The organism is Pseudomonas sp. H1_G08, assembly GCF_054681355.1.
Genome location: NZ_CP162822.1, coordinates 783339 through 808068 on the forward strand (window position 1 = coordinate 783339; position 24730 = coordinate 808068).

Genomic DNA, 24730 nt, shown 5'->3' on the forward strand with positions numbered 1-24730 from the left:
TATGCGCTCCGACAGATTTACGTTTGAGCATAAGTTATCAGCGAAAACTCCTACCGCTTTATCAGTTCCGTCCGGCGTGACAGATAAAACGCGGGCGATAACCATGTACCGCACCGCACAACATCTATTTCCATAAATTTCTCCAGGTGCCGGTCACGTTATTGGCTGTTTGAGGGTAACGAGTCAGTGCGACAAAACTATTGTCCATGGAGGACTTATAAATGCAGCGTAATGGAATAACGCTTCCGCCGATTGTTGTGCGTCCGGATAAACAAGATGAATATTTACATTATTTAGGTGCAGGGGACGGCTCGGGACCAGGCATTAACTTTGCGCCGCTGGGTGAAATACTCGATATGGAAAGTATCTATAAAGATACTTCCAGGAATATTGCTCAGGTCATTGAAAATGAACTTGCAGAAGCGCGGGCGGCAGGTGATCAAAGTGTCTTGCCGCCTTTGGATGCGCTGGCGCGGGAGATGCAATTCAGGGATTCCCTGATCGCCAGGAAGTTTGGTGCGCTTTTGGTGGCCAAGGACGTGGCCATCGAACGTTTCGGCCACGCCCAGGTTGAAACCTTTTTCAACGGAGGCCGCTTACCGCAAGTCAATCGGCGAAGCGCCAGCGTCAGCGTACGGCAGGCTTATAGCGCTCTGTTCAACGCCAAGTTACTGGTTGAAGGCATTGGCGTGTTGAACAGCCAGTCGGCCACGGTCAAGGGCATGATTGCCGTGGTGCAAGCGCAGGAAGCCGAGCGGATCGCTCAGGAGCAGGCGCGGTTGGCGGCGGAATACGCCAGGCAGGTTGCACAGGAACAGGTCCGCGTCGCTCAGGAGCAGGCGCGGCGGCAGGCGGAGGAGCTGGCGCGGCAGGCCGCGGCCGATGAAATCAGGCGGCTCGAAGAGGAACAGGCCCGTCTGGCGGCTGAGGCACTAGAGCGCAAGCGTGCCGAGGAACAGGCAGCGCTTGAGGCTGAGGCCGAAGCACGCAGGGTTGCTGAGGAAAAGCGCCGGCAGGACACCTCCGGTGGGCACAGTAGCCTGTTGCGCTTTCAGGGCAATACCAGCCACGCCCAACTGGTATTTGCGACGTCCGCTGGTGCGGTCGCGATTGCAGACAACCTGATGGCGGGTTTTGCCGCTTCGATTCGCGCGGCGGTGGCCGGTTTATCGGAGGTGGCTGCCGGCGCGGCGTCCGGGCTGATGGTGGGGGTGAGTGCGTTTGTCTACTCCCCGGTGTTGGGCAATGGGGAATTGCCTGAACGCTTTCTGCTCAGCCTCCCACTGGCAGATCTGCTGCCCGGTCAACTGCCTGATCTGGACAGGCTGGCAAGCGAAAGAGCACGACTGAATCTGCCGGTACGTTTGAGCGCCCGGCCGCTGACGGGCTCTCTCGCCGAACTGCTTGTCGTTCCGGTAGCGGGGACAAAACGGCCTTCCGGCGTTCGCGTGGTTGCAGCTGATTTCAACGCGGGGAACAACACTTACAGCGCGACGCTCACTGACATCCCGCCGACAACCGCGGTCTGGACTCCCGCAGTAACGCCGGCAGACAGTTCAACGCTGTTCCCCATCGAGAATCCGTCCCCACCTCGATATATCGGCGGCAACCTCGTGCCGATTGAAGGACGGATCGACGCTCACCCAGGGCGGGGCAGCATTCGTTTCGACGACTTCATTCTGGTCTTCCCGTCGGAATCGGGCCTGCCACCGCAGTACGTCATGTTCCGGGATCGACGCAATGATCCAGGGGTGGCGAGTGGTCATGGAGCGCCGGTTGCGGGTGGATGGCTGGAGGCGGCTACGCAAGGTGAGGGGGCGGCAATTCCCTCAAAAATTGCAGATCAATTGCGAGGCAAGAATTTCAAGGATTTCAGGGCATTCAGGGAGACTTTCTGGAAAGCGGTGAGCGCTGATGCGGAACTGGCGATGTCGTTTGATCCAGGTAGTCTCAGTGCAATGAGCAAAGGCCGATCACCGTATGTGAAAGCGGGCGATCGGGTTGGTAAACGAGTGAAGTTTGAGTTGCACCACGTCTCATCGTTATCGGATGGTGGGCAGTTGTACGATATTGACAACCTGCGGTTGCTAACTCCGAAACAGCATTTGGCAGTTCATAAGGGAGGCGAGTAATGAAAAAATTAATGATCAATGAAATGTCCGAAGAGCAATTCTTGCATTTCGTACAAAAGATATACCAATCGGATTACGCGACTGAGAAGGGGCAAACCTCAGCTGTAATGGAGTTTGAACGACTGAGCGAACATCCAGCGGGTTCCGATTTAATCTACTACCCAGAATCGGGAAAAAGCGGTCCGGAAAATATTGTGGCGGAAGTCAAAAGGTGGCGGGCCGCCGAAGGAAAACCTGGTTTCAAAGCCAGATAAAACTAGCCCCCTATTGGTATTACCTGCCAATAGGGGGCCATCTCTGTTCAGCTTTCCTTTTTGATTTCCACCCCAGGCGTAATCACCTGCACACTCATCCTTGGCGTCGCCAGATCCAGCCCCGCCTCATCCAGTTGCCTTTTCAGCGACAAATTGAACGCCCGGGAAACTTCCCACTGCTTGATCGGCGCAGTCTTGAACCGTGCGCGCAGAATCGCGCTGCCGGACTCGAAACTTTCCACACCCTGAATCTCCAGCGGCGACCAAATATTGCGGCGCTGCAACGGATCGCTGCGCATCTTCTGGCCGACGTCGCGCATCAGTTTGATCGCGTCGTCGATTTCCATGTTGTATGGCACGGCGACGCGGAAGATCGCGTAGCCGAATTCCCGCGAGTAGTTCTTGATGCTTTTGATTTCGCTGAACGGGATGGTGTGGACGATGCCGTCGATATCGCGCAGGCGTACGGTGCGGATGGTCAGGCCTTCGACGGTGCCGAGGTGGCCGCCAACGTCGACGTAGTCGTCGATGGCCAGCGAGTCTTCGATGATGATGAACAGGCCGGTGATCAGGTCAGCGACGAGCGACTGCGCGCCGAAGCCGATGGCCAGACCGATCACGCCGGCACCGGCCAGCAGCGGTGTGACGTTCATGCCCATGTTCGCCAACGCTACGATCAGCGCGATGATGAAAATCGCCACGAACAGCACGTTGCGGATCAGCGGCATCATCGTCTGCGCCCGTGCATTCGCCAGGCCTTTGCGCGAGCGGGTGAGGGCGTGGTGCACGGCGGTGTCGGCGAGTATCCAGATCAGCCAGGAGAAAATCAGCGTGCCGATCAGGCTGAACAGTTTGACGCTGATGTCATGGCCATCGCCTTCGGCGAACGCGATCAGCGAATGGCCCCAGACGCGCAGGCCCAGTTCGATGAAGATCAGCCACACCAGCAAATGCGTCAGGGTGTAGAAGAAGTTTTTCAATCGTTCCGAGTACAGCGCATGGCGTTTCGGCCCGCGCTGCGGTTTCAGCGAATGGCGGCGCACGAGGCCGTTGATCACCATGCACAGCACCAGCAGAACCGTGCAGATCAGCGACTGGCGCAGCGCGGTGCTGGTGTCGCCGGCGGAGACAAACGTGGCGAACAGCGAGATGCCGACCAGCACCAGTGCCGGCACGTACCAGAAGGTGCCGAGGATTTCGATGGTGTCGCTGAGGGCGCGGCGGGTCAGGCGCCGCGACAGCGGTTGGTTGCGGATCAGGTGCGCGATCGGTCGGCGGAATCGCAGAATGAACAGGCCGGTCGACAGCGCCGCGAGCACATTGGCCGTGGTCGCGGCGGTGTGCGCCAGATGTACGCCCAGGCTCTCGACCAGGCGCGGATCGCTCAGCGCTTCACCGAACGCGGCGAAGCTGCCGATCAGCCACAGCGGCCGAAACGCTTGATGACGCAGGATGTACAGCGCGCGATGGCGATGCGGGCCGTCGAGCAGGGAGAAGGCGATCACGCAGATCGCCGAGAAACAGGTGCCGACCACCAAGGCATAGGCCAGCACCATCGCCAGGCTTTTGCCCAGCGAAGACGGCAGCACGTAGCTCATGTACACCGTCATTACCAACGCGATCAGCCACGGCCCGAGCTTGCGCAGGGCAAAGCGCAGCATGTCGAGGGCCTTGGGGTGTTGCGGCAGTTCTTCGGTGAGGCCGAAGCGCAGACGCACGCGGTGGCTGAGCCAGATCAGCGCGGCGGCGAGCAGGCTCCAGACCATCAGGATCACCGCGAAACCGAAGATGATCGGCAGCCATTCATTGGCCGGCAGCAGCTTGCTGGTCAGTTCGTCCTTGGCCAGATCGAATTCGTTGGACCAGCGGGTGAGCGGGCTGTCGGCGCCGGAAAACTGCTTTTCGAAGTTGGCGAGGGTGCCGCCGATCAGGCCCAGCACGCCTTCTTCGGGGGTGGCCTGCGCTTTTTTCGTAGCGTCGCGCAGCTTCTTCAGATCGCTGAGCAACTGCGCGCGTTGCTTGTCGTTTTCCAGCGACTTGATCACTTCGTCCAGTGACTGGCCAAGAGGTTCTACGGCTTCAGGCTGCGGTTTGGAAGTGTTGAGCAGGCCGGGCAGACCGACCGCTTGGGCGGGCGCCAGCGGCAGCAGTGTCATCAGGCAGACAAGCAGCAGACCGGGCAAAGCAAAAAGACGAGCGAACACCAGAAGACAACCTCGCGATAGGCGGATGCGCTGGAGTGTACGAGGCCCTTTGGCTCAATGCGAGCCGGGCGCGGTCATTCGTTGAGTTTGGCGAGGATCTTGTAGACCACCGTGGCGAGGATCATCAGCATGCCGATCCACATGGCGAACACCCCGGCGTTCTTGTCGCGGAAGTTGAAGCCGATGGCCAGCAGGATCATTCCGCTGAGGATGGGAATGAGCATGGCGTGGAAGGAGGACATCGAGATCATGAAGACTGCCTTGTCTGTGGGGGATGTTTGCAGTCTAGGCGGGTTTTCGAGGCGGGGTGTGATGTGGCTCAGGAATGCATCAGGCCGGGAGGATTCTGCTGTCTGCACAGGCGATTTCGCGAGCAGGCTAGCTCCCACAGGTTGATTTGCATTCCAAGGGGAGATGACTGGCTCCCACAATGAAATGCAGTTCAATTGTGGGAGCGAGCCTGCTCGCGAAGCTTTTCAGCCTTTATGGCAATTCGCGACTGGCATAGAACGCACTGAGCACTTTGACCAGATGCGCCAGGTCATGGCTGCCGCACAGCTCGCGAATCGAATGCATGGCGAAGGTCGGCAGGCCGATGTCGACGGTGCGCACGCCCAGATGGCTGGCGGTGATCGGGCCAATCGTCGAGCCGCAGCCCATGTCGCTGCGCACCACGAAGCTTTGCACCGGGACTTCTTCGGCCATGCACAGATGGCGGAAGAAACCGGCGGTTTCGCTATTGGTGGCGTAGCGCTGGTTGCTGTTGACCTTGATCACCGGGCCGGCGTTGAGTTTCGGGCCGTGATTGGCGTCGTGCTTGTCTGCATAGTTGGGATGCACGCCGTGGGCGTTGTCGGCGGAGACCAGCAGGGATTTCTGAATGGTGCGGACGAACTCGTCGCCTTCTGGCAGCAGGCGGCGCAGAGTCTGTTCGAGCATCGGGCCGTCGGCACCGCACGCCGAGCACGAGCCGACTTCTTCGTGGTCGTTACAGACCAGCACGCAGGTCTCGTCGGTTTCGGCGGTGAGCAACGCTTGCAGGCCGGCGTAGCACGACAGCAGGTTGTCCAGACGCGCACCGGCAATGAAATCGCCGTTCAGGCCGATCACCGCAGCGCTTTGCGTGTCGTAGAAACTCAGCTCGTAATCCAGGACCACGTCGGCGTTCAGGCCGTGTTCGCGAGCCAGTTGATCAGTGAGCACGGCGCGGAAATCGACGCGCTCGTCACCGGCAAATTGCGCCAGGATCGGCGGCAGTTCGGTCTGCGCGTTGATCGCCCAGCCCTGGTTGGCTTCACGGTTGAGGTGAATGGCCAGGTTGGGAATGATCGCGATGGGTGCCTTGAAGTCGATCAACTGACTCTCGACCTTGCCGTCACGGCGGAAGGTCACGCGGCCGGCCAGCGACAGATCGCGGTCGAACCACGGCGCCAGCAGCGCGCCGCCGTAGACTTCGACGCCCAGTTGCCAGAAGCCCTGACGTTGCAGTTCCGGTTGCGGCTTGACCCGCAGACACGGGCTGTCGGTGTGCGCGCCGACCAGACGGATACCGTCGTGCAGTGGCGAGTTGCGGCCCATTTTGATCGCGACGATCGAGGAGTCGTTACGGGTAACGTAATAGCGGCCGTTGGCCTCGGTGGACCATGGCTCGCGCTCGTCGAGGCGCACATAACCGGCGGCCTCCAGACGCTGAACGAGGCTGGCGGTGGCGTGGAACGGGGTAGGGGAGGCCTTGAGAAAGTCGATCAGGCCCTGGTTCAACTCTGCGCGCATAAGAAACTCCAGACAGCAATGGGCGGCAGTTTAACGCATCACTCAGCGCCATTGGGCAAGTGGTTTGCGCAAGCACGCTCAGGAGTGCTGATCGATGCGCTTGCGCAGGTAGGCAATGATGGCTTGTTGATCATCCTTTCTGGCGGGTTTCGGCAGGTGCTTCGGCCAGCCCTTGCCGCTGCCGAAGAAGGCCTTTTGCGTGACGCTGTCCCAACGCAGGATTTCCCGCGACGCCGATTCCCACCATTCGTGACGGCAGATCTCGTAATACGGATGGGCAGGTGCAGCACTGCCGAACAGCAACGCCCGGCCGACTTTCTTCATGCCGCCGCGCTTTTTGCGCAGCTTCCACTTGATGCGCAGGCGCTCCCAGGTTGAGGGAACGGGTTTGCTGCGCGGAACCTCGTTGCACAGCGCTGGCAGTTCGAGGTGGAAGGCCTCGCCATAGCGGGCGAAAAAATGTTTCTGCATGGCGTGGAAGAAGTTCTTGTCGGCGAAGTAGTGATAGATGAATTTCTTCGCTTCCTGGATCGGCTGGTCGCGCATGGCAAAAGACAGTGCAATCTGTTCGATCGTATGGATGTCGAACGAACCCTGCGTCCACTCATCGATCAGCCGGACCGATTTCTCCAGCAGCGCTGCATCGCCATCGGTGACGCCGCACAAGCCGCTGTTGTAGAGCTTGAAGCTGTTCGTCGACGAGATGCCGTGGACTTGCAGGCAGCGCGCGAGTTTTTCGTAGTCCGCCCGGTTACAGACGTAACTCCAGTCATATTCGAAGCGGTCCATCACGTAACGGCCGGGCGTGATCATGCTGAACAGCCGGTGCGGCGAATCGAGAAACAGCGTGTCGGTGTCGACGAACAGGGTTTTTTCGGCGAGTGTCAGGCCCAGTGCAATGGCGCACGCTTTGCGGCGGTGGTGGTAGCCGTTCTCGCCCTGCCACTGGATCAGGGTCTGCTCGCTCAAAGGGACGGTCTCGACCGGCCAGCCGGCATAGTCCTGCGGACGATCGGTCAGGACTCGGATGCACAATGATTCACCTGGCTGCAGTTGTGCCAGGGCGGTGAGGATGCTGAATTTCGCCTCGCGCCGATAAACGTCTTTGTCGCCATAGATCAGGTAGAGCAGCTGGTGCGGTACTTTTTCCAGGGGGGGAAGGCTTCGCGCATAAGCGGCTCCATACGGCGGGGGGCGCGAGTTTACCGTATTGCTCCGCTGATTTGCAGGCCGGACACTTGCTTCAAAGTGTTGCCAGGGAGGGCGTCAACCGGTGATCAATCTGCCAGAGAGGAAGACTTCACGGCGTTGCTTGCGACCGACGTACTCATGTTTGCTCAACTGATAGACAGCCTCGAACCTGTCTCTCGATAAGCCAGGCAATGCACTGAGGTATTGATCTACCAGGCGATCGTAGGCGGCTTCGGTGATGAATTTGTAGATATCCCGACGATAGAAGAAGCCGAGTTGAAAACCGAGTGTTTCACTTGCGTGCGCGGTCGGGCCTGCGAAGCAGTTTTCAAAGTCGATGGCTTTGAGTGGCCTGTGCGTTTGCTCGGGCACCATGATGTTGCCCACCCAGAAATCCATGTGGGTGATGTTCTTGCTGGCGAGCGAGCTGAGCAGTTGAAACGCGTCGAGGATAAAGGCTTCGATGTTTTCGGGATTGCGTCTGATGCACTCGGCCCCATCAATATGGCCTTCGAGCAGATGAGTCAGCAGGAAGAACTCCTCGGTCAGGCCGAGTCTGCTGCGGGTATAGCCATACCCCTTCAGTGAAGGCATCTCCACGCCCCGGCGCTGAGCTTCGAGGGAATTCATCAGCTCTTCGAGAGGCCAGTCGAAGCGCCCGTTGCGTTGTGGTTTGTTCAGGCTCACCCGCACCTTTGCCTTGAACGTGTCCAATGGCTGGACCTTGGCAAATAGTGGTGTTTCACAGGACGATAACGGTGCGCTGGCTCGGGTCAGTTTGTGCGCGCGGCGTTTTTTAATGAGCTGCTCCAGGGCCTGGCGTGCCTGGATGCTGGGTGCTTCGCTCAAGTGCAGGGTCGTGTTACCGAATGCGTAGACGATCGGGTATTCGGATTGAAGTGTTTTGCTGCAGAACACGGGAAAGGCCTCCTGCCTGATATCGAAGTGCCATGATTTTATATTTGATTACAATTTTATGACAGTTCTTTACGTCAATCTATTGCCGGTGGATTTTTGGCAGGACAAAAAAAGCCCTTCATTGCGAAGGGCTTTTAAAGTATTCACGCAGTTCAGAACGGAGCCGGGCACTCGAAGCGCAGGCGCTCGCCGGTCTGCGGATGAGTGAAGCTGAGCATGCTCGCGTGCAGGCACAGACGCGGCCAGGCCGCCAGCGCTTGCTCGTGGGCGTAGAGTCCGTCACCGAGCAGCGGATGGCCGATCGACAACATGTGCACGCGCAGTTGATGCGAGCGGCCGGTAATCGGTGTCAGTTCGACACGGCACCAGTCGCCGCAACGTTCCAGCACCTTCCAGAAGGTCAGCGCGTGTTTGCCGAATTCGTGATCGACGACATGCCGTGGCTTGGTCGGTGGGTCGTAGCGCAGGGGCAGATCGATGCTGCCGCTGTCCAGCTCCGGCTGACCCCAGGCCAAAGCGGTGTAGGCCTTTTCGGTTTCGCGATCGTGAAACTGCCGCGACAGTTCGCGATGAGTGTCGGCGTCACGGGCCAGCAGGATGATCCCGGAGGTTTCCCAGTCCAGGCGATGAACGATGCGCGCTTCCGGGTAGCCGTTTTCCTGCAAGCGGGTAATCAGGCAGTCCTTGTTGTCGTCAGCGCGACCGGGCACCGAGAGCAGCAGGGTCGGTTTGTCGACCACCAGTACGGCGGCGTCCTCGTGGATGATGCGGATGTTGGACAGCGGCATTAAAACAGCCTCGTAACAAATGCCAACGGCGGCTCGGGACTGCTGATAACTCTGTAGGAGCTGCCGAAGGCTGCGATCTTTTGACTTTGAAGATCAAAAGATCGCAGCCTTCGGCAGCTCCTACACGAGCATCAACAGCCCGAGCCGCCGTAGCGACTGCCAAATCGACTCAGCGATCGGGCAGGGTGATGTTGAGTTCCAGAATCGAGCAACTGCCCTGGCTTTCCAGTGCAACATGTACGTCGTCGTTGCCGATGTTGACGTACTTGCGGATCACGTCGACCAGTTCCTTCTGCAAGGCTGGCAGGTAATCCGGCGTGCTGCGCTGGCCGCGCTCATGCGCCACGATGATCTGTAGACGCTCTTTCGCTACCGAGGCGGTACTTGGCTTTTTGTTGGCACGAAAGAAGTCAAAAAGGTTCATTACCTACCTCCAAACAGGCGCTCGAAGAATCCCTTCTTCTCGACATCGAGGAATCGGTGGGCTTTTTCTTTGCCCAGCAGGCGGTCGACGGTATCGCTGTAAGCCTGACCGGCATCGCTCTGGTCGTCGAGAATCACCGGCACGCCCTGGTTGGAAGCCTTGAGCACCGCCTGGGATTCCGGGATGACGCCGAGCAGGGTCACCGAGAGGATCTCCTTGACGTCTTCAACGCCAAGCATCTCGCCCTTCTCGACACGCTCCGGGTGGTAGCGGGTGATCAGCAGGTGTTCCTTGATCGGCTCTTCGCCACGTTCGGCACGGCGCGATTTGCTCGCCAGCAGGCCGAGCATGCGGTCCGAGTCACGTACCGAGGAGACTTCCGGGTTGGTCACGACGATCGCTTCATCGGCGAAATACATGGCCAGGTGCGCACCTTTCTCGATGCCCGCCGGGGAGTCGCAGACGACGAACTCGAATTGTTCCTTGAGCTCCATCAGGACTTTTTCCACGCCTTCGACGGTCAGCGCGTCTTTGTCGCGGGTCTGGCTGGCCGCCAGCACGTAGAGGTTTTCCAGGCGCTTGTCTTTGATCAGTGCCTGTTGCAGGTTGGCTTCGCCGTTTACCACGTTGACGAAGTCATACACCACGCGGCGCTCGCAACCCATGATCAGGTCGAGGTTACGCAAGCCCACGTCGAAGTCGACGATCACTGTTTTGTGGCCGCGCAGAGCGAGACCGGTACCGATAGCGGCGCTGGTGGTGGTCTTACCCACACCACCCTTGCCGGATGTAACCACGAGAATCTTGGCCAAGGTGTTTCACCCCTAAGGAAGAAGGACTGTTCAGCCCCTGAAAAACATCTCTTGAAAACTACTGCAGTCGGACAGCCTTGGCTGGAATTTGGCTTTGAGCCTTTTTCCTACTTCGTTTGAGCCGTTTTCGCTACGTTTTAGAGATGCTTGGAAAATGCGGCAGTATCCGTTAAAGCCGAATGATGTTCAACACGTCGCCTGACAGGCTGACCTGGACGCCCGAGCCCCACATCGGATCACGACGCAAATCCTCGGAGACCTTGTAATGACCGGCGATGGAGATCAGTTCAGCGCTCAATTGCTGACAGAAAATCCGTGCCTTGGTGTCACCTTTGACGCCGGCCAGCGCACGGCCGCGCATCGGGCCGTATACATGGATGTTGCCATCGGCGAGAAGTTCCGCCCCCGGACTGACCGATGAGACCACGACCAGATCGCCACCCTGGGCATATATCTGCTGGCCACCACGTACTGGCGTGGTGATTACTCGGGTCGGTTTGACGGTCGGCTCAGGTGGCTTTTCCGGCTTCTTTTTGACTTCGGCTTCCGGCGTCTCCAGCGGACGCTCGCGGGCGCCGGAGGGCGGTAGCACGGGGATGTCGATGGCGATGGCGGCGGCGATGTCTTCGATGCGGCTGGCACGAATGGCCAGGGTACGCAGACCGTGCTGACGGCAGACGCGCATCAGCCCCGGCAGGTCAACCGCGCCCTGGTTCGGCGGCAGTTTGTCCAGCGCCAGAACCAGCGGTGCATTGCTGAAAAAATTCGGCGCCTGGGCGACTTTGGCGGCCAATTGCCGATCGAGGCTTTCGAGGTCGTTACGGGCCAGTTCCAGCACAGTGATGGCCAGCATGCTGCCCTTGAGCTGGAATACGGGATCTTGGTCTAACGGGTCGGTTTGGCTCATGTCGGCATACAACGGCTTGTCACTAAAAGTGCCGAGACTTATAACGAGAACGCCCGCGAGCCGCAAGCCGGGTCGAACGATGTAGAATGCGCGGCCACTGTATTTACGGAAGCTTTAATGGATCGCCCGCGTTTTCGAAAAGCATATCTTGCTCCGCGCTTCTGGCCGCTCTGGTGCGGCCTGGGGCTTTTGTGGCTGATCGTGCAGTTGCCGTATCCGGCGCTGCTGACCATCGGTCGAGTTTTGGGCGCGTTGATGTATCGCGTCGCCAGCGACCGGCGAACCATCGCCCGGCGCAATCTTGAGTTGTGCTTCCCGGAAAAATCCGCCGCTGAGCGCAAACGCCTGCTCAAGGAAAACTTCGCCTCTACCGGCATCGCCTTCTTCGAGATGGCGATGAGCTGGTGGTGGTCGCGCGAGCGTCTGGCGAAACTGGCCCACGTCGAAGGCCTTGAACATCTGCAGAAAGCCCAGCGCGAAGGCAAAGGCGTGATCCTCATGGCCGCGCATTTCACCACCCTGGAAATCGGTGCGGCGCTGCTCGGCCAGCAGCACACCATCGACGGCATGTACCGCGAACACAAAAACCCCTTGTTCGACTTCGTCCAGCGCCGTGGCCGCGAGCGGCACAATCTCGATTCGCTGGCGGTGGAGCGCGATGACGTGCGCGGCATGCTCAAACTGCTGCGCTCGGGGCGGGCGATCTGGTATGCGCCGGATCAGGATTACGGCGCCAAGCAGAGCATCTTCGTGCCGCTGTTCGGCATTCAGGCCGCCACCGTCACTGCGACGACCAAGTTTGCACGGCTGGGCAAAGCGCTGGTGGTGCCGTTCACTCAGGAACGTCTGGCCGACGGCAGTGGTTATCGCCTGGTGATCCATCCGCCGCTGGAAGACTTCCCCGGCGAGAGCGAGGAGGCCGATTGCATCCGCATCAATCAGTGGGTCGAGAGTGCTTTGCGTGCCTGCCCCGAGCAGTATCTGTGGGCGCATCGGCGCTTCAAGAGTCGCCCACCGGGCGAGCCGAAGCTTTATCCCAAGCGTCGTTGATTCACCCGTACTGACAAGCACTGTGGAGTGTTGCGATGAGTCCTGCTGAACCGGTCACAGGTTTGATTCTTTCCGGCGGCGGGGCTCGGGCGGCTTATCAGGTCGGGGTGCTGGCGGCGATTGCCGAGTTGCTGCCGGTCGGTGCGGACAATCCGTTTCCGGTGATCGTCGGCACCTCGGCCGGGGCGATCAATGCGGTCAGCCTGGCCAGTGGCGCCACGGATTTTCGCGCCGCCATCGAACGCCTGACCCAGTTCTGGCAGGGCTTTCGCAGCCACCGCGTGTTGCGCAGCGACTGGCCTGGAGTCATCCATCAAGCCAGCCGCTTCGTCAGCCACAGCCTGCTCGGTCTCGGTCGACAGATGCCGGTGGCGCTGCTCAACAGTTCGCCGCTGCGCGAACTGCTCGAGGAAAAACTGCACCTGCCCGGCATCGCCGAATCCATCGCGCGCAAGCAATTGCATGCGGTGGCGGTGACCGCGTTCGGCTACGAGTCGGGGCAAGCGGTGACGTTCTATCAGGGCGGCGGCACCATCGACGCCTGGCTGCGGCACCGCCGCATTGGCGTGCCGACGCAATTGTCGGTCGATCACCTGTTGGCCAGTTCGGCGATCCCGCTGTTGTTCGCGCCGGTGAAAATCGGCGAGGAATATTTCGGTGACGGCGCAGTACGCCAGTCGGCGCCGATCAGCCCGGCGCTGCATCTGGGTGCCAGTCGCGTGCTGGTGGTGGGCGTCAGCGGCAACCCGCGCGGCGTTGATCCGCAGCAGCCGCTGGAGCGCGCCTACAGCGGCCAGCAACCGACGCTGGCGCAGATCGGCGGGCACATGCTCAACAGCACGTTTATCGACAGCCTGGAAAGCGATATCGAGTTGCTGCAGCGTCTGAATCAGTTCAGTCATTTGCTCCCGGCCGGCACACCCACTCGTGCACTGGGTGTGGCGCCGGTGGAGGTGCTGGTGATTGCCCCAAGTCAGCCGATCGACGAAATCGCCGCGCGGCATCGCCAGGAGCTGCCAGCGGCGTTGCGCCTGTTTCTGCGCGGGCCGGGCGCGACGAAGACGAGCGGGGCGGGGGTGCTCAGTTACCTGCTGTTCGAGGCGGGGTATTGCAGCGAGTTGATCGAGTTGGGGCGGCGGGATGCGTTGGCCAAGCGTGAGGAGCTGTGCCGGTTTTTGCGGATTTCCGAAGCCGTAGTTCCCGCCTGAAATCTGCGGTGAGGCCTTCGCGAGCAGGCTCGCTCCCACATTGGAACTCGGTCTGAATGTGGGAGCGAGCCTGCTCGCGAAGCTTTTAGGGTCAGAAGTGGAACTTGACCAGGAAGCTCGTGGTGCTCTGATCGGTCTTGAAGTACTGGCTGTCCTTGATCCCGTACTTGTCCGACCAGTAGTCGTACTCGACACCGACATACAACTGCTTCTCGCCGAAATTCAGCGCCTTGCCCAGGTCGTATTTGACCTGCGGGTTGAAGTGCAGGTTGGCGTGGTAGTCGCCCTTGGAATTGGAGTCGTTGTCGACCACCCAGTCCATGAAACCGTCGATGAGGATGTTCGATTTGCCCACCGGGATGGTGTAGGACCACACCGGGGTGATCTGCCAGACATTGTCACCGGCGCGTGCGCCCTGGGTGTGACGCTGGTAGAAGTTCAGCTGGAAGTAATCGAAGCCCGGAATCGCCAGGTCGAAGCCCGGACCGATCAGGTACGACTCGGTATCGCCTTCACCGAACTCGTAGGTCATGGCCAGCAGCACGTCAGTCACCGGACCAAAGGCCAGTTTCTGATCGAAGATCTTGCCGAATGACAGGCGCGGGCTGAGCTCGCCGTAGTAGGTGTTGGAGCCGACGCCGCCATCATCCTTGCCGTTGTAGAAGATCTTGTCGATGAACAGGAAGTTGTCCCCATACTTCCAGGCATCGGCGTGCTCGAAGGTCACGGTCTGCTGAATGCGCGGGTTGACCTGGAAGTCCTTGCCATACAGGTAGGTCAGGCTGTTGTTCTGCCACTGCAGCAGGCCTTCGGCCATCGCCTGGCCGCCGGCGAACATCGATCCGGCCAGCATCAGGCTGGTGCACATACGTTTCATTCGGTTGCTCCCAAAGTAGGTGTTCCACGTTATTTTTTTAAGATCGGCGCTCTGATGTGGCGCCTTTTTTCGTACCGCAAATTTCATCCGATCGGTCAGCTTTGAATGCTGGTAGCAAAAGCTGCGCCAAGGCTTTTGAAAAACCAAAAAACGCCCGTTCGGCTGCTGAAAAACAGTCGACGAGCGTGTTTTCGGGATGCCTCAGGACTGACCGCAGCCGGGATAAGTTGGCTTTTCGGTCAGAAATTGAATTCAGGCTTTTTTTTAGAGCGAATTCGGAAGGCCGCGGAGAATACTGACTCCTCGGCCAACGCTCAAGTGCCCCGCAACAGAGCACCGACGGCAGGCATGGCGCACGGTTGCGGGCCATCTCAGAAGTGCACCTTCAGCAGCAGGCTGGCGGTGTTCTGGTTGGTATCGAACGCGTGGCTGTTTTCGATGCCGTATTTGTTCTTCCAGTAGCTGTACTCGGTGCCGACGTACAGCTGTTTCTGGTTCCAGCCCATGGCTTTGCCGAGGTCGTATTTGATCTGCGGATTGATGTGCAGGTTGGCGTGGTAGGTGCCGCGCGAGTTTTCGTCGTTGTCGACGACCCAGTCGAGGTAGCCGTCGATCAGCACATCGGAATTGCCCAACGGAAAGCTGTAGGACCATGCGGGGGTGATCTGCCAGACACCATCGCCGGGCCGCGGGCCTTCGGTCTGGCGGCGGAAAATGTTCAGGGTGACGTAGTTGAAGCCGGGCACTTTCAGGTCGAAGCCGGGGCCGATCAGATAGGCCTCGCTTTCGCCTTCGCCGTACTCGTAGGTCATCGACAACAGCACATCCTTGATCGGGCCGAACTCGATCTTGCGGTCGAGGATCTTGCCGAAGGAAAAGCGCGGGGTGAACTCGCCGTAGAAAGTATGCGGCCCTTTGTTCGGGTCTTCCTTGCCGTTGTAGAAGATCTTGTCGACGAACAGAAAGTTGTCGCCGTACTTCCACTTGTCGGCGTGCTCGAAGGTGACCGTCTGCTGATACGAGGGGTTGATCGCGAAATTCTTGCCGTACAGATAGCTGAGGCTGTTGCTCTGCCACAGCAGCAGATCGCCGGCCATGGCCTGACTCGCGGCCAGCAGGCCGCCACTCAACAGAACGTTGCTTTGCGTGCGGATCATCTGTTGCTCCCTGTTGTTTTTATTGTTTGAGGCACAAGCAGTTGCGTAGTCCCTGTGGGAGCGAGCCTGCTCGCGAAGCGGTTGTGTCAGTCGCCATCAATGTTGAATGACACAGCGCTTTCGCGAGCAGGCTCGCTCCCACAGGTGGTGTGGTGGTTTCAATCAGTGCGCATGGCAATCGTTGATCGCCGTACGCTCCTTGCCGCCGAGGATGTTGAACAGCAGGTTCAGGGTCAGCGCGCTGAGGGTGGCCATGGCGATGCCGCTGTGGGTGATCGGGCTCATCCACATGGGCAAGTGGGCGAAGAATTCCGGACGCACCACCGGGATCAGGCCCATGCCGATGCTTACCGCGACCAGCAACTGATTGCGGCGGTCACCGATGTCGGCCTCTTGGAGGATCTTGATGCCAGTGGCCGCGACCATGCCGAACATCGCAATCGCCGCGCCGCCCAGCACCGCCGGTGGAATCGATGCCACCAGAAACGCCGCTTTCGGCAACAAGCTGAGGACGATCAGCAGGCCACCGGCAACGATGGTCACCGAACGGCAGCGCACGCCGGTCATCTGCACCAGGCCGATGTTCTGCGCGAACGAGGAGTGGGTGAAGGTGTTGAAGAAACCGGCGAAGAACGACGCGCCGGCATCGCACAACAAGCCACGACGGAGCATGCGCGGGCAGACTTCCTGGCCGGTGATCTTGCCCAGCGCGAGAAACATCCCGGTGGACTCGACGAAGATGATCACCACCACCAGACACATCGACAGAATCGGTGCCAGCTCGAATTTCGGCATGCCGAAATGCAGTGGGGTGACGAACTGAATCCACGGTGCGCTGGCCATGCCGCTGAGGTCGACCATGCCGATCACGCCGCACAGTACATAGCCCAGGCACATGCCGATCAGCACCGAAATATTGACCCAGAATCCGCGCATGAAGCGATGAACCAGCAGAATGGTCGCCAGCACCAGCGCAGCGATGGCCAGATAAATCGGCGAACCGAATTGCGCGGCGTCGACACCGCCACCGGCCCAGTTCACGGCCACGGGGAACAGCGATAAACCGATCGAGGTGATGACCGTGCCGGTCACCAGTGGCGGGAAGAAACGCACGACCTTGGACATGAACGGCGCGATCAGCATGCCGAAGAAACCGGCAGCTATCGTCGCACCGAAGATCCCTTGCAGACCGATGCCGGGCATGCCGGCCATGGCCACCATGCTGCCGACCGCAGCGAAACTGGCGCCCATCATCACCGGCATGCGAATGCCCATCGGGCCGATGCCGAGCGACTGCACGATGGTGGCGATGCCGGCGACCAGCAGGTCGGCGTTGATCAGGAAGGCGATTTCTTCACGACTCAGGCCAGCGGCCTGTCCAATGATCAGCGGCACCGCGATGGCACCGCCGTACATCAGCAGAACATGTTGCAGACCGACCAGGATCAGTTGCAAAAGGGGCAAACGCTGAATGGCGGGTGCGTCGGGGATGCGCGCTTTGGACAGCTCGGACATGCAACACCTCGGATCTTTTTTATTCTTGTGATTAACAGCTGCCGGGTTGCTTGCAGCTGTTTCTTTGCATCAGGCAGACCGCGGAGCGGCCATTCGCGGGCAAGCCCGCTCCCACACAGGCTATGCAAAACCCTGTGGGAGCTGGCTTGCCAGCGATGCTTTTAACGATTAATTGGTTTGTGCTCCCTGGGCAATCCAGGCACCGATCAGGTCACGTTCCTGCTGGGTCATCTGGGTGATGTTGCCCAGTGGCATGATCTGCGTGGTGATGGCTTGCGCCTGAATGCGCGCGGCGTTCTGGCGGATCTGCTCGGGGGTGTCGAACATCACACCGGCCGGGGCTGCGCTGAACAACGGGCTGGTCGGCTTGGACGAATGGCACACCGTGCAACGCTCTTGAATCACGTTGTGCACCTTGTCGAAACCGGGGCCGGCATTCGAGGCTTGCGCGGGTGCCGCCGCAGGGGCTGCGGGTGCCGCAGGTTGCGCCGCTTCGGCCGGTTTCGCGCCACCGCCCAGTGCCGTTTCCGGCAGCGGTTGGTACTCGATTTTCGCCGGTGCCTTGGCCACTTCAGGTGCGCTCGACATCGGCGCCGGGCCAGTGACGTAGGCCAGGCAGATCATGCCCACCGCTGCCACCGGCAGGGTCCAGGCAAACTTGTGGCTGTCGTGACGGGTGTTGAAGTAGTGACGCACCAATACCGCCAACACCGCGATCCCGGCGAGGATCAACCAGTTGTACTGGCTGCCGTAAGTGCTCGGGAAGTGGTTGCTGATCATGATGAACAGCACTGGCAGGGTGAAGTAGTTGTTGTGACGCGAACGCAGCAGACCCTTGGCCGGCAGGGCCGGATCCGGCGTGCGGTTCTCGGCAATCGCCGCGACCAGTGCCCGTTGCGCCGGCATGATGATGCGGAACACGTTGCCGACCATGATGGTGCCGATGATCGCGCCGACGTGCAGGTACGCACCCCGACCGCTGAACACTTTGCTGAAGCCATAGGCGGCGGCAATGATCAGCACGAACAGGATGAAGCCGAGCAGGGCGGGTTTCTTGCCCAGGGCCGAATCGCAGAGGAAGTCGTAGACAAACCAGCCGACGATCAGCGAGCCGATACCGATGGCCACGCCTTCAGGACCGCTGAGGCCACTGCCCGGTGCCACGAGGTAGAGCACCGGATTGGAGTAGAACACCACGCACAGCAGCGCGATCCCCGACATCCAGGTGAAGTAGGCTTCCCACTTGAACCAGTGCAGGTTGTCCGGCATGGACGGTGGGGCCAGTTTGTATTTTTCCAGGTGGTAGATGCCGCCGCCGTGGATCGCCCACAGATCACCGGCCAGACCGGTTTTCGGGTTGACGCGGTTGAGGTTGTTCTCCAGCCAGACGAAGTAGAACGACGCGCCGATCCAGGCCACGCCAGTGATCATGTGAACCCAGCGCACGCTCAGGTTCAGCCATTCCAACAGATGTGCTTCCACAGTCTTTACCTCTCGCCTGTCACTCTTGTTGTCGAGTGATCAGACCTTCTCTTATTGGTGGGGGGCGAGGATCAACCGCTCATCCTCTTTGAAAAAATGCTCATCGCAGTTATTGCCTGTGCCACTGCGATCAACCACCAGGAAGTCATCCCGCTTTTCGATCGTCAGCACCGGGTGGTGCCAAACGCCGCGATGGTAATTAATGCCCTGCCTGCCGTTGGTGACGAAGGCGCGGACCAAGCCTGATACAGGTTCATCGCCAACTGGCGCGACCACGATCAGAAAGGGGTTGCCGAGCAGCGGTATGAAAGCCTGGCTGCCCAGCGGATGGCGTTCCAGCATGCAAACGGTCAGCGGCATGTCCTGCGCGTCGGCGCGGAAAATGCTGATGATCGCGTTGTCCTCAGGCGTCGCGGTTTCGACCGTCGCCAGTTTGTGGAAGCGCATGGTCGAACCGTTGTTGATCATGAAGTGATCGCTGCCGTCGGTTTCGATCACGTCACCGAAAGGGGCGAAGGCTTCTTTGGTCAGCGGTTCAATCGTCAATGTGCGCATGCTGTTCTTCTTATCCGGATTCTGTGTTGTTAGATCTATCGCCATCGCGGGCAAGCCCGCTCCCACAGTGGACTGTGGCGTTCACAAAACCTGTGGGAGCTGGCTTGCCAGCGATTGGGTTCAACCTTGTTTAGCGACCTTGCCCAATACACGCAGGCGACTCACGCCACCATCCGGGAACACGTTCAGGCGGATGTGGGTGATCGGGCCGAGTGCCTTGATCTGCTCGACGAAGGTGTGTTCGGCGTGCATTTCCAGCTTCTGGCTTGGTAGCAGTTCGCGCCAGAACAGCGACTGGGTTTCGATCTGGCTGTCGGTGCCGCCCTTGACGAACGCGCCCTGGATCGAGCAGGTGTCCGGGTAGTTGCCTTTGAAGTGCAGGGTGTCGACGACGATTTTTTCGATCTCGCCCGGATGACCCAGGGCGACGATCACCCAGTCATTGCCCGGCGTGCGACGACGCGCGGTTTCCCAGCCGTCGCCCATGTTGATGCCACGGCCCGGGTTGAGGATGTTGCTCATGCGGCCGAAGTGTTCGTCGGAGCAGGCGAGGGCGCGGCCACCGTTAAGGGCTGCGGCCAGATCGACCTGCTCGTTGTCGCCCACAGCGGACCAGTCGCGGAACGGAATGCCGTACACGCGCAGACGGGCCACACCGCCGTCCGGGTAGATGTTGAAGCGCAGGTGGCTGAACGCTTTGTCGTTGCTGATTTCGTGGTAGTGGTGGCTGTTGCCCTGCAACTCGACGGCCGACAGCACTTCGGTCCACTGGGTGTTTTCATCCGGCTCGCCCGAGGCCAGGAAGCACGCTTCCAGCGAGGCCGATGGCGGGTAGTTGCCGGTGAAGAATGAAGTGTCGATGTCCACGCCTTTGATCGAGCCCGGTACGCCCAGACGGATCACCGCGCTGTCGAAACCTTCGAAGCGCTTGCGGCGCGACTCCCAGCCGTCCATCCACTTGCCGTTGTCATCGAACACGCCCTCCTTCCATACGGCCGGGGTCGGTTGGAACAGACGATTGGCGTCTGCGAACCAGTCATCGGTGACCGAAATGATCTTGGTGCCCAGACGGGCGTCGGCCAGGTTGACGTATTTTTCGAAAGGTACGGCGTAAGCTTTCATTCTTCTTGTCTGCCTTTGATAAGTTGGCTGGGGATGCTCGCAGGGCCCTGGGCGTTTGCGCGTTCATTCACGCTCGGGCCAGGCTTGCTAAAGAGTCAGTAAACGGAACAGGGCAATCTTGTTGATCTCCGCCAGCGCGCATTTGAACTCGGCTTCCACCGAATTGTTGATGCGCGTTTCGAACGCCGCGAGGATCTGATGCCGGTTGCTGCCTTTTACCGCCATGATGAAGGGAAACTTGAACTTGGCTTTGTAGGCGTCGTTCAGCTCGGTGAAGCGCTGGAACTCTTCGGCCGTGCATTGGTGAATACCGGCGCCAGCCTGTTCATTGGTGCTGGCTTCGGTCAGTTGGCCCTGGACGGCAGCTTTGCCGGCCAAGTCCGGGTGAGCGTTGATCAGGGCCAGCTGGCTGGCATGATCGGCGCTCAACAGGATATCGCTCATGCGCTGGTGCAGGGTTTCGATCTCGTCGATCGAAGCGTCCGCACCGAGGTCGTAGGCCTTTTCGGCCACCCATGGCGAATGTTCGTAGATGTCGGCGAAGGCTTTGACGAAAGCGTCGCGGCTCAGGGTCGACGGTTGCAGGGTTTGAAAGCGGCTCATTTTGCAGTCCCTTGGTACGGGTGGGTTTCTTGCCAGTGACGCGCGATGTCGACGCGACGGCTGAACCACACCTGTTCATGACTTTTGGCGTATTCGATAAAGCGCTTTAGCGAAGCGAGGCGACCAGGACGGCCGATCAGGCGGCAGTGCAGACCGATCGAGAGCATTTTCGGCGCCTCGGCACCTTCGGCGTAGAGCACGTCGAACGCGTCTTTGAGGTATTCGAAGAAATCGTCACCCTTGTTGAAACCCTGCACTTGCGTGAAGCGCATGTCGTTGGTGTCGAGGGTGTAGGGGATCACCAGATGCGGCTTGCCGGTCGGGTTGTTCGGTTCCCAGTAGGGCAGGTCGTCGTCGTAGGTGTCGCAGTCGTAGAGGAAACCGCCTTCTTCCATGACCAGGCGACGGGTATTCGGCCCGGTACGGCCGGTGTACCAGCCCAGCGGACGCTCGCCGGTCAGTTCGGTGAGGATGCGGATCGCTTCGAGCATGTGCTCGCGTTCCTGCGCTTCGTCCATGTACTGGTAGTCGATCCAGCGGTAGCCGTGGCTGCAGATTTCGTGGCCGGCCTCGACCATCGCACGGATCACGTCCGGGTGACGCTGGGCGGCCATGGCCACGGCGAAGATGGTCAGCGGAATATCGAATTCCTTGAACAGCTTCAAAATGCGCCAGACGCCGGCACGGCTGCCATACTCGTAAAGCGATTCCATGCTCATGTTGCGCGCGCCCTGCAGCGGCTGGGCAGCGACCATTTCCGACAGGAAGGCTTCGGATTCCTTGTCGCCGTGCAGAACATTGCGCTCGCCACCTTCTTCGTAATTGAGCACGAAGGACAGGGCGATCCGGGCATTGCCCGGCCAGTGTGGGTGAGGAGGGTTACTGCCGTAACCGATCAGGTCGCGTGGGTAGTCAGCGCTCACTGCAGTCTTCCTTCTTGTACGTTGACAGATTGGTGTGGCGGCCTGGCAGGCTGGCGTCACAGCGATGGGCTGATTGTATACAACTTTATTTACATTTTGTAAGCCTGAATTTTCGCATTTTTCACCGGCTGTCATCTTTTGCTGTTAATGGTTCCGGCCTGCAAGAAACCTGCCTGACCAGTCAGCTAATGAATAGAAGGTTCAATGATCAGGCGCTTTGGCTACAGATTGGCGATAAAGGCCCGGATGGCGGGGGTGAGGCGAAAAATGTCGTTTTTATTGTGTACAATTTTTTTGAAAAGTGTCTTAATTAGTCGCTCGCCGCAGCGTTTCGTGCTCCGAAACGGTGCGGTCTCCTTTTCAACTGACTTCGGGAGGCGCGAGGTCTGACCGCTTGTTGCGGCCGGGCGCGCAGAATCAATGGGACGTTTGACAACACACGTTTTGGACGCTGCACACGGTTGCCCGGGCAGTTCGATCAAGGTCGAGCTGTACCGCGTTGAAGGTTCGCACCTGGAATTGGTCGCCAGTGCGACAACCAACAGCGATGGCCGGGTCGATGCGCCGTTGCTGCAAGGCGATGATTACCGCACCGGGGTTTATCAGGTGCAGTTCCATGCCGGCGATTACTACCGCGCCCGGGGCGTGCAACTGCCCGAGCCGGCCTTCCTGGACGTGGTGGTGCTGCGTTTCGGCATCTCCGCCGAGCAGGAGCACTATCACGTGCCCCTGCTGATTTCGCCTTACAGCTATTCCACGTATCGGGGCAGCTGACCCCCAAGCAGCTGCCCCCACCGGGAAGCGACTGCGCATATAGCTTCTTTGGTCTTTCGCCCGCTCACACTGCGGGCTTTTTTTATGCCTGTTTACAGCTCATCTGCCGGTGCAGGCGGGTAGCTGCTCAGCGCTCGCGGATAATGAATACCGAATCTGGCGTGGACGCGACCTTCAATACGCCCCCGATCAGCCATACCACTTTGTTCTGCGCGGCTGCATCGGTCAGTGCCTTGAAGGCGTCCTGACCGATTCTGGCGGGCAAGCCAGGTTCCGTCAGTTCGTTGCCAGGCACATGAGTCAGGCCGGCCTGACTGATCGCGCCCAGTTTCAAAAAGAAGATCTGATCGTGACCGGCTCGTTTGAAGACCAGCGTCGGCATTCTGTGCTCATAAGTCAGTGGAAACAGCTCGTAACCACAGCCGACCAGCAACGCGCCGAGCAATCGCCGCAGATTCAGATCCGAGGGATAGGTCTTGTAATGATTCCAGGCAGAGGGGAAATGCTGCGGATCGAAGCTCAGGCGTTGCAATTCGCTGTCGGTCTGGGAAGGCATCGGAATAAGCCGTTTGCTTCCCAGGTCGATGTCCGGCGCAACGGCCAGCATGTTCAGCGGGTCGGCAAAATCGGGAGCTGTGGAAAACGGCAGTTGTTTCCACTGATGCAGAACGGCCTGGACATTGATCAATCCGGTGCCGGTAATCGTCTCGGAGTGATCGGCGAGTTCGAACAACCTGCGGGCGACGGCCCTTGCTGTTGCTTCAGAGAAATCGGGGAACGCGCGAGCGACGGACGTTGATATCGGCTCTTCAAAAAAGCGTTTGCCCGGATGGACCTCACCCGGATCACTGCCGATGCGAAAAGTCGCTACCGGCTGTCGCTCGGGCATGTTTATCAGCATGCTTTCGAAAGTATTGAAATCTGTCGGGACAAACTCGGGATGACATACGAAATACACTTTGGGTGTCGTGTTCGAGCCGACAGGGACGATTGGATAATGCAGCCAGCCAAGCTGTACCGATTCGATGTGCACAGGTTTGTTCAGGTGCCCCCAGGGCAGCCAGAAATATGGGGTCAGCTCCTCAGGCGGAGTCGTGGCTTTCGGCGCGGTTAGCGTTTCTGTGGCCTCGGCAAGTCGTGGACGCTTGCTCGGGCCGGGGACTGCGTTGTCGGACTGGCTGGCTTCGGGCTTGGTACCTGATGGCTTCGTCCCGGGCGTTTTCCGCCGCCAGAACACGGTGCCGGGGATTTGCTCGAAGAAAACGTCGGGTGCATTGGTCGTTGAGGCAAACGCTTGTTGATATTCACCGTCCTGGTTTTTGCGCACCATGACGGTGCCGTCTACCGTGGTTACGAAGGTCTGCCTGAGTCTGTTGTAACGAAGGCCTTCTGTCGCCATTTCCGGCTTGGTCAACGTCATGGCGTCGGCCGGCGAGATGTATGAGGGCAAGTGTGGCGTGGCGGACGCAGGCCGGTTGGAGGGCCTCTCGGGCCGCTGGATTTGCCAGATCGCCTGACCCTCGGTTCGCGTCAGAGGCAGGCCGGGCACGCCGGGCGCGAAGGTCAGTGGCACATGGTAGTTGCCTTGCCCGTCCTGCTCGACGACAAACTGGCCTTCATTGGCGATTTGAGCGTAGGTGCGCTGATCCGGTCCAGTGAACAAGCCATCGTTCTGCGTCACCGGCACCAATTCGTGGAAACGCTCTTGCGGCCAGGCGATTGCGTTCCGAGTGGCGCTGAAATCATGCGCTGCATCTGGCAACGCTTGAAGGCTGACCGTGGGCACTGCGTTGGCTGCGGCAGAGGTGGCTGGCGCTTGGCTGATCGCCGGCGAATCGATGCCCAGGAGCAGGGCGTCAGGCATGTCCAGGCCCACATTTCTGACGAGGGGCGGTGATCCGGGGTGTGTGGCATCGGGCGAATCGGGCGATTTTATGGTCGGGATTTTTTTGGGTGATTTGGCCATGGGAAATACTCGGAAAAAGAGCGCGCAGACGCGTGCGGGTGCCGCGTAGACAGTACGCTGATAAAAAAAGGGTGTTTGTTGACGGGTTACCGCGA

Annotated in this window: 23 protein-coding genes; 5 read left to right on the forward strand and 18 right to left on the reverse strand. The window is 59.5% G+C overall.

Annotation, left to right across the window (positions count from 1 at the left end; all coding sequences use genetic code 11):
* Nucleotides 1–221 precede the first annotated feature (221 nt).
* Both AB4N85_RS03630 and AB4N85_RS03635 read left to right on the forward strand, forming a co-directional pair.
* Entirely contained in the window at nt 222–2132 is a 1911-nt protein-coding gene (locus AB4N85_RS03630) for an S-type pyocin domain-containing protein (protein ID WP_252869049.1), read from the forward strand.
* Nucleotides 2132–2386 carry a bacteriocin immunity protein gene (locus AB4N85_RS03635; RefSeq protein ID WP_076566779.1) on the forward strand — a complete coding sequence of 85 codons (255 nt, stop codon included), beginning with the start codon at nt 2132–2134 and terminating at the stop codon, nt 2384–2386. The genes AB4N85_RS03630 and AB4N85_RS03635 overlap by 1 nt, the downstream gene beginning before the upstream one ends.
* A gap of 47 nt (nt 2387–2433) precedes the next feature.
* Here AB4N85_RS03635 and AB4N85_RS03640 read toward each other — a convergent pair whose 3' ends face one another.
* From AB4N85_RS03640 to minC, 9 genes are all read right to left on the reverse strand, one after another.
* Entirely contained in the window at nt 2434–4590 is a 2157-nt protein-coding gene (locus AB4N85_RS03640) for a mechanosensitive ion channel family protein (protein WP_252869050.1), read from the reverse strand.
* Between the two features lie 74 nt (nt 4591–4664).
* The gene (locus AB4N85_RS03645; RefSeq protein ID WP_016773747.1) at nt 4665–4841 is read right to left on the reverse strand and encodes a hypothetical protein; all 177 of its coding nucleotides are present in this window, start codon (nt 4839–4841) and stop codon (nt 4665–4667) included.
* Between the two features lie 232 nt (nt 4842–5073).
* Complete coding sequence (locus AB4N85_RS03650; RefSeq protein ID WP_016773748.1) at nt 5074–6363, reverse strand: M18 family aminopeptidase; 1290 nt, start codon at nt 6361–6363, stop codon at nt 5074–5076.
* A gap of 78 nt (nt 6364–6441) precedes the next feature.
* Entirely contained in the window at nt 6442–7515 is a 1074-nt protein-coding gene (locus AB4N85_RS03655) for a hypothetical protein (RefSeq protein WP_460068316.1), read from the reverse strand.
* A gap of 114 nt (nt 7516–7629) precedes the next feature.
* The gene (locus AB4N85_RS03660; protein ID WP_252869052.1) at nt 7630–8472 is read right to left on the reverse strand and encodes a protein kinase family protein; all 843 of its coding nucleotides are present in this window, start codon (nt 8470–8472) and stop codon (nt 7630–7632) included.
* A gap of 152 nt (nt 8473–8624) precedes the next feature.
* Nucleotides 8625–9260, reverse strand: a complete 636-nt coding sequence (locus AB4N85_RS03665) for an RluA family pseudouridine synthase (protein ID WP_024012204.1) — start codon at nt 9258–9260, stop codon at nt 8625–8627.
* 169 nt (nt 9261–9429) lie between these two features.
* Nucleotides 9430–9684, reverse strand: coding sequence for a cell division topological specificity factor MinE (gene minE / locus AB4N85_RS03670; protein WP_003223146.1), 255 nt, complete (start codon nt 9682–9684; stop codon nt 9430–9432).
* On the reverse strand, nt 9684–10496 hold the full coding sequence (gene minD / locus AB4N85_RS03675; RefSeq protein ID WP_056784017.1) for a septum site-determining protein MinD: 813 nt from the start codon (nt 10494–10496) through the stop codon (nt 9684–9686). Before minD ends, minE begins: the two co-directional genes overlap by 1 nt.
* Before the next feature lie 169 nt (nt 10497–10665).
* A complete protein-coding gene (minC, locus tag AB4N85_RS03680) occupies nt 10666–11403 on the reverse strand; it encodes a septum site-determining protein MinC (RefSeq protein ID WP_041479318.1) in 738 nt (245 codons plus the stop codon).
* A 117-nt stretch (nt 11404–11520) separates the two neighbouring features.
* Here minC and AB4N85_RS03685 point away from each other — a divergent pair, with 117 nt between their 5' ends.
* Nucleotides 11521–12453: a lipid A biosynthesis lauroyl acyltransferase gene (locus tag AB4N85_RS03685; RefSeq protein WP_041479319.1), complete on the forward strand. Its 933-nt coding sequence runs from the start codon at nt 11521–11523 to the stop codon at nt 12451–12453.
* A 35-nt stretch (nt 12454–12488) separates the two neighbouring features.
* Nucleotides 12489–13661, forward strand: coding sequence for a patatin-like phospholipase family protein (locus AB4N85_RS03690; RefSeq protein ID WP_457263875.1), 1173 nt, complete (start codon nt 12489–12491; stop codon nt 13659–13661).
* 91 nt (nt 13662–13752) lie between these two features.
* On the opposite strand, the gene AB4N85_RS03695 is transcribed toward AB4N85_RS03690, so the two are convergent.
* From AB4N85_RS03695 to puuE, 8 genes are all read right to left on the reverse strand, one after another.
* Nucleotides 13753–14538, reverse strand: a complete 786-nt coding sequence (locus AB4N85_RS03695) for an outer membrane protein OmpK (protein WP_056784020.1) — start codon at nt 14536–14538, stop codon at nt 13753–13755.
* A 371-nt stretch (nt 14539–14909) separates the two neighbouring features.
* Complete coding sequence (locus AB4N85_RS03700) at nt 14910–15695, reverse strand: outer membrane protein OmpK (protein WP_460067036.1); 786 nt, start codon at nt 15693–15695, stop codon at nt 14910–14912.
* Between the two features lie 162 nt (nt 15696–15857).
* Nucleotides 15858–17210 (reverse strand): nucleobase:cation symporter-2 family protein, encoded by a 1353-nt coding sequence (locus AB4N85_RS03705; protein ID WP_252877736.1) that lies wholly within the window; start codon nt 17208–17210, stop codon nt 15858–15860.
* A gap of 168 nt (nt 17211–17378) precedes the next feature.
* Nucleotides 17379–18692, reverse strand: coding sequence for a urate hydroxylase PuuD (locus AB4N85_RS03710; protein ID WP_236169474.1), 1314 nt, complete (start codon nt 18690–18692; stop codon nt 17379–17381).
* A gap of 51 nt (nt 18693–18743) precedes the next feature.
* Nucleotides 18744–19247: an ureidoglycolate lyase gene (locus AB4N85_RS03715; protein WP_016773758.1), complete on the reverse strand. Its 504-nt coding sequence runs from the start codon at nt 19245–19247 to the stop codon at nt 18744–18746.
* Nucleotides 19248–19367: 120 nt separating this feature from the next.
* Nucleotides 19368–20369 carry an allantoicase gene (gene alc, locus AB4N85_RS03720; RefSeq protein WP_024012212.1) on the reverse strand — a complete coding sequence of 334 codons (1002 nt, stop codon included), beginning with the start codon at nt 20367–20369 and terminating at the stop codon, nt 19368–19370.
* An 87-nt stretch (nt 20370–20456) separates the two neighbouring features.
* Nucleotides 20457–20972, reverse strand: coding sequence for a 2-oxo-4-hydroxy-4-carboxy-5-ureidoimidazoline decarboxylase (gene uraD, locus AB4N85_RS03725; RefSeq protein WP_016773760.1), 516 nt, complete (start codon nt 20970–20972; stop codon nt 20457–20459).
* Nucleotides 20969–21895 (reverse strand): allantoinase PuuE, encoded by a 927-nt coding sequence (gene puuE, locus AB4N85_RS03730; protein WP_056784025.1) that lies wholly within the window; start codon nt 21893–21895, stop codon nt 20969–20971. The genes uraD and puuE overlap by 4 nt, the downstream gene beginning before the upstream one ends.
* 420 nt (nt 21896–22315) lie before the next feature.
* On the opposite strand from puuE, the gene uraH reads away from it, so the two are divergent.
* Entirely contained in the window at nt 22316–22669 is a 354-nt protein-coding gene (gene uraH / locus AB4N85_RS03735; protein ID WP_041479332.1) for a hydroxyisourate hydrolase, read from the forward strand.
* Between the two features lie 127 nt (nt 22670–22796).
* On the opposite strand, the gene AB4N85_RS03740 is transcribed toward uraH, so the two are convergent.
* Complete coding sequence (locus AB4N85_RS03740; protein ID WP_252869056.1) at nt 22797–24635, reverse strand: hypothetical protein; 1839 nt, start codon at nt 24633–24635, stop codon at nt 22797–22799.
* Between the last annotated feature and the right edge of the window lie 95 nt (nt 24636–24730).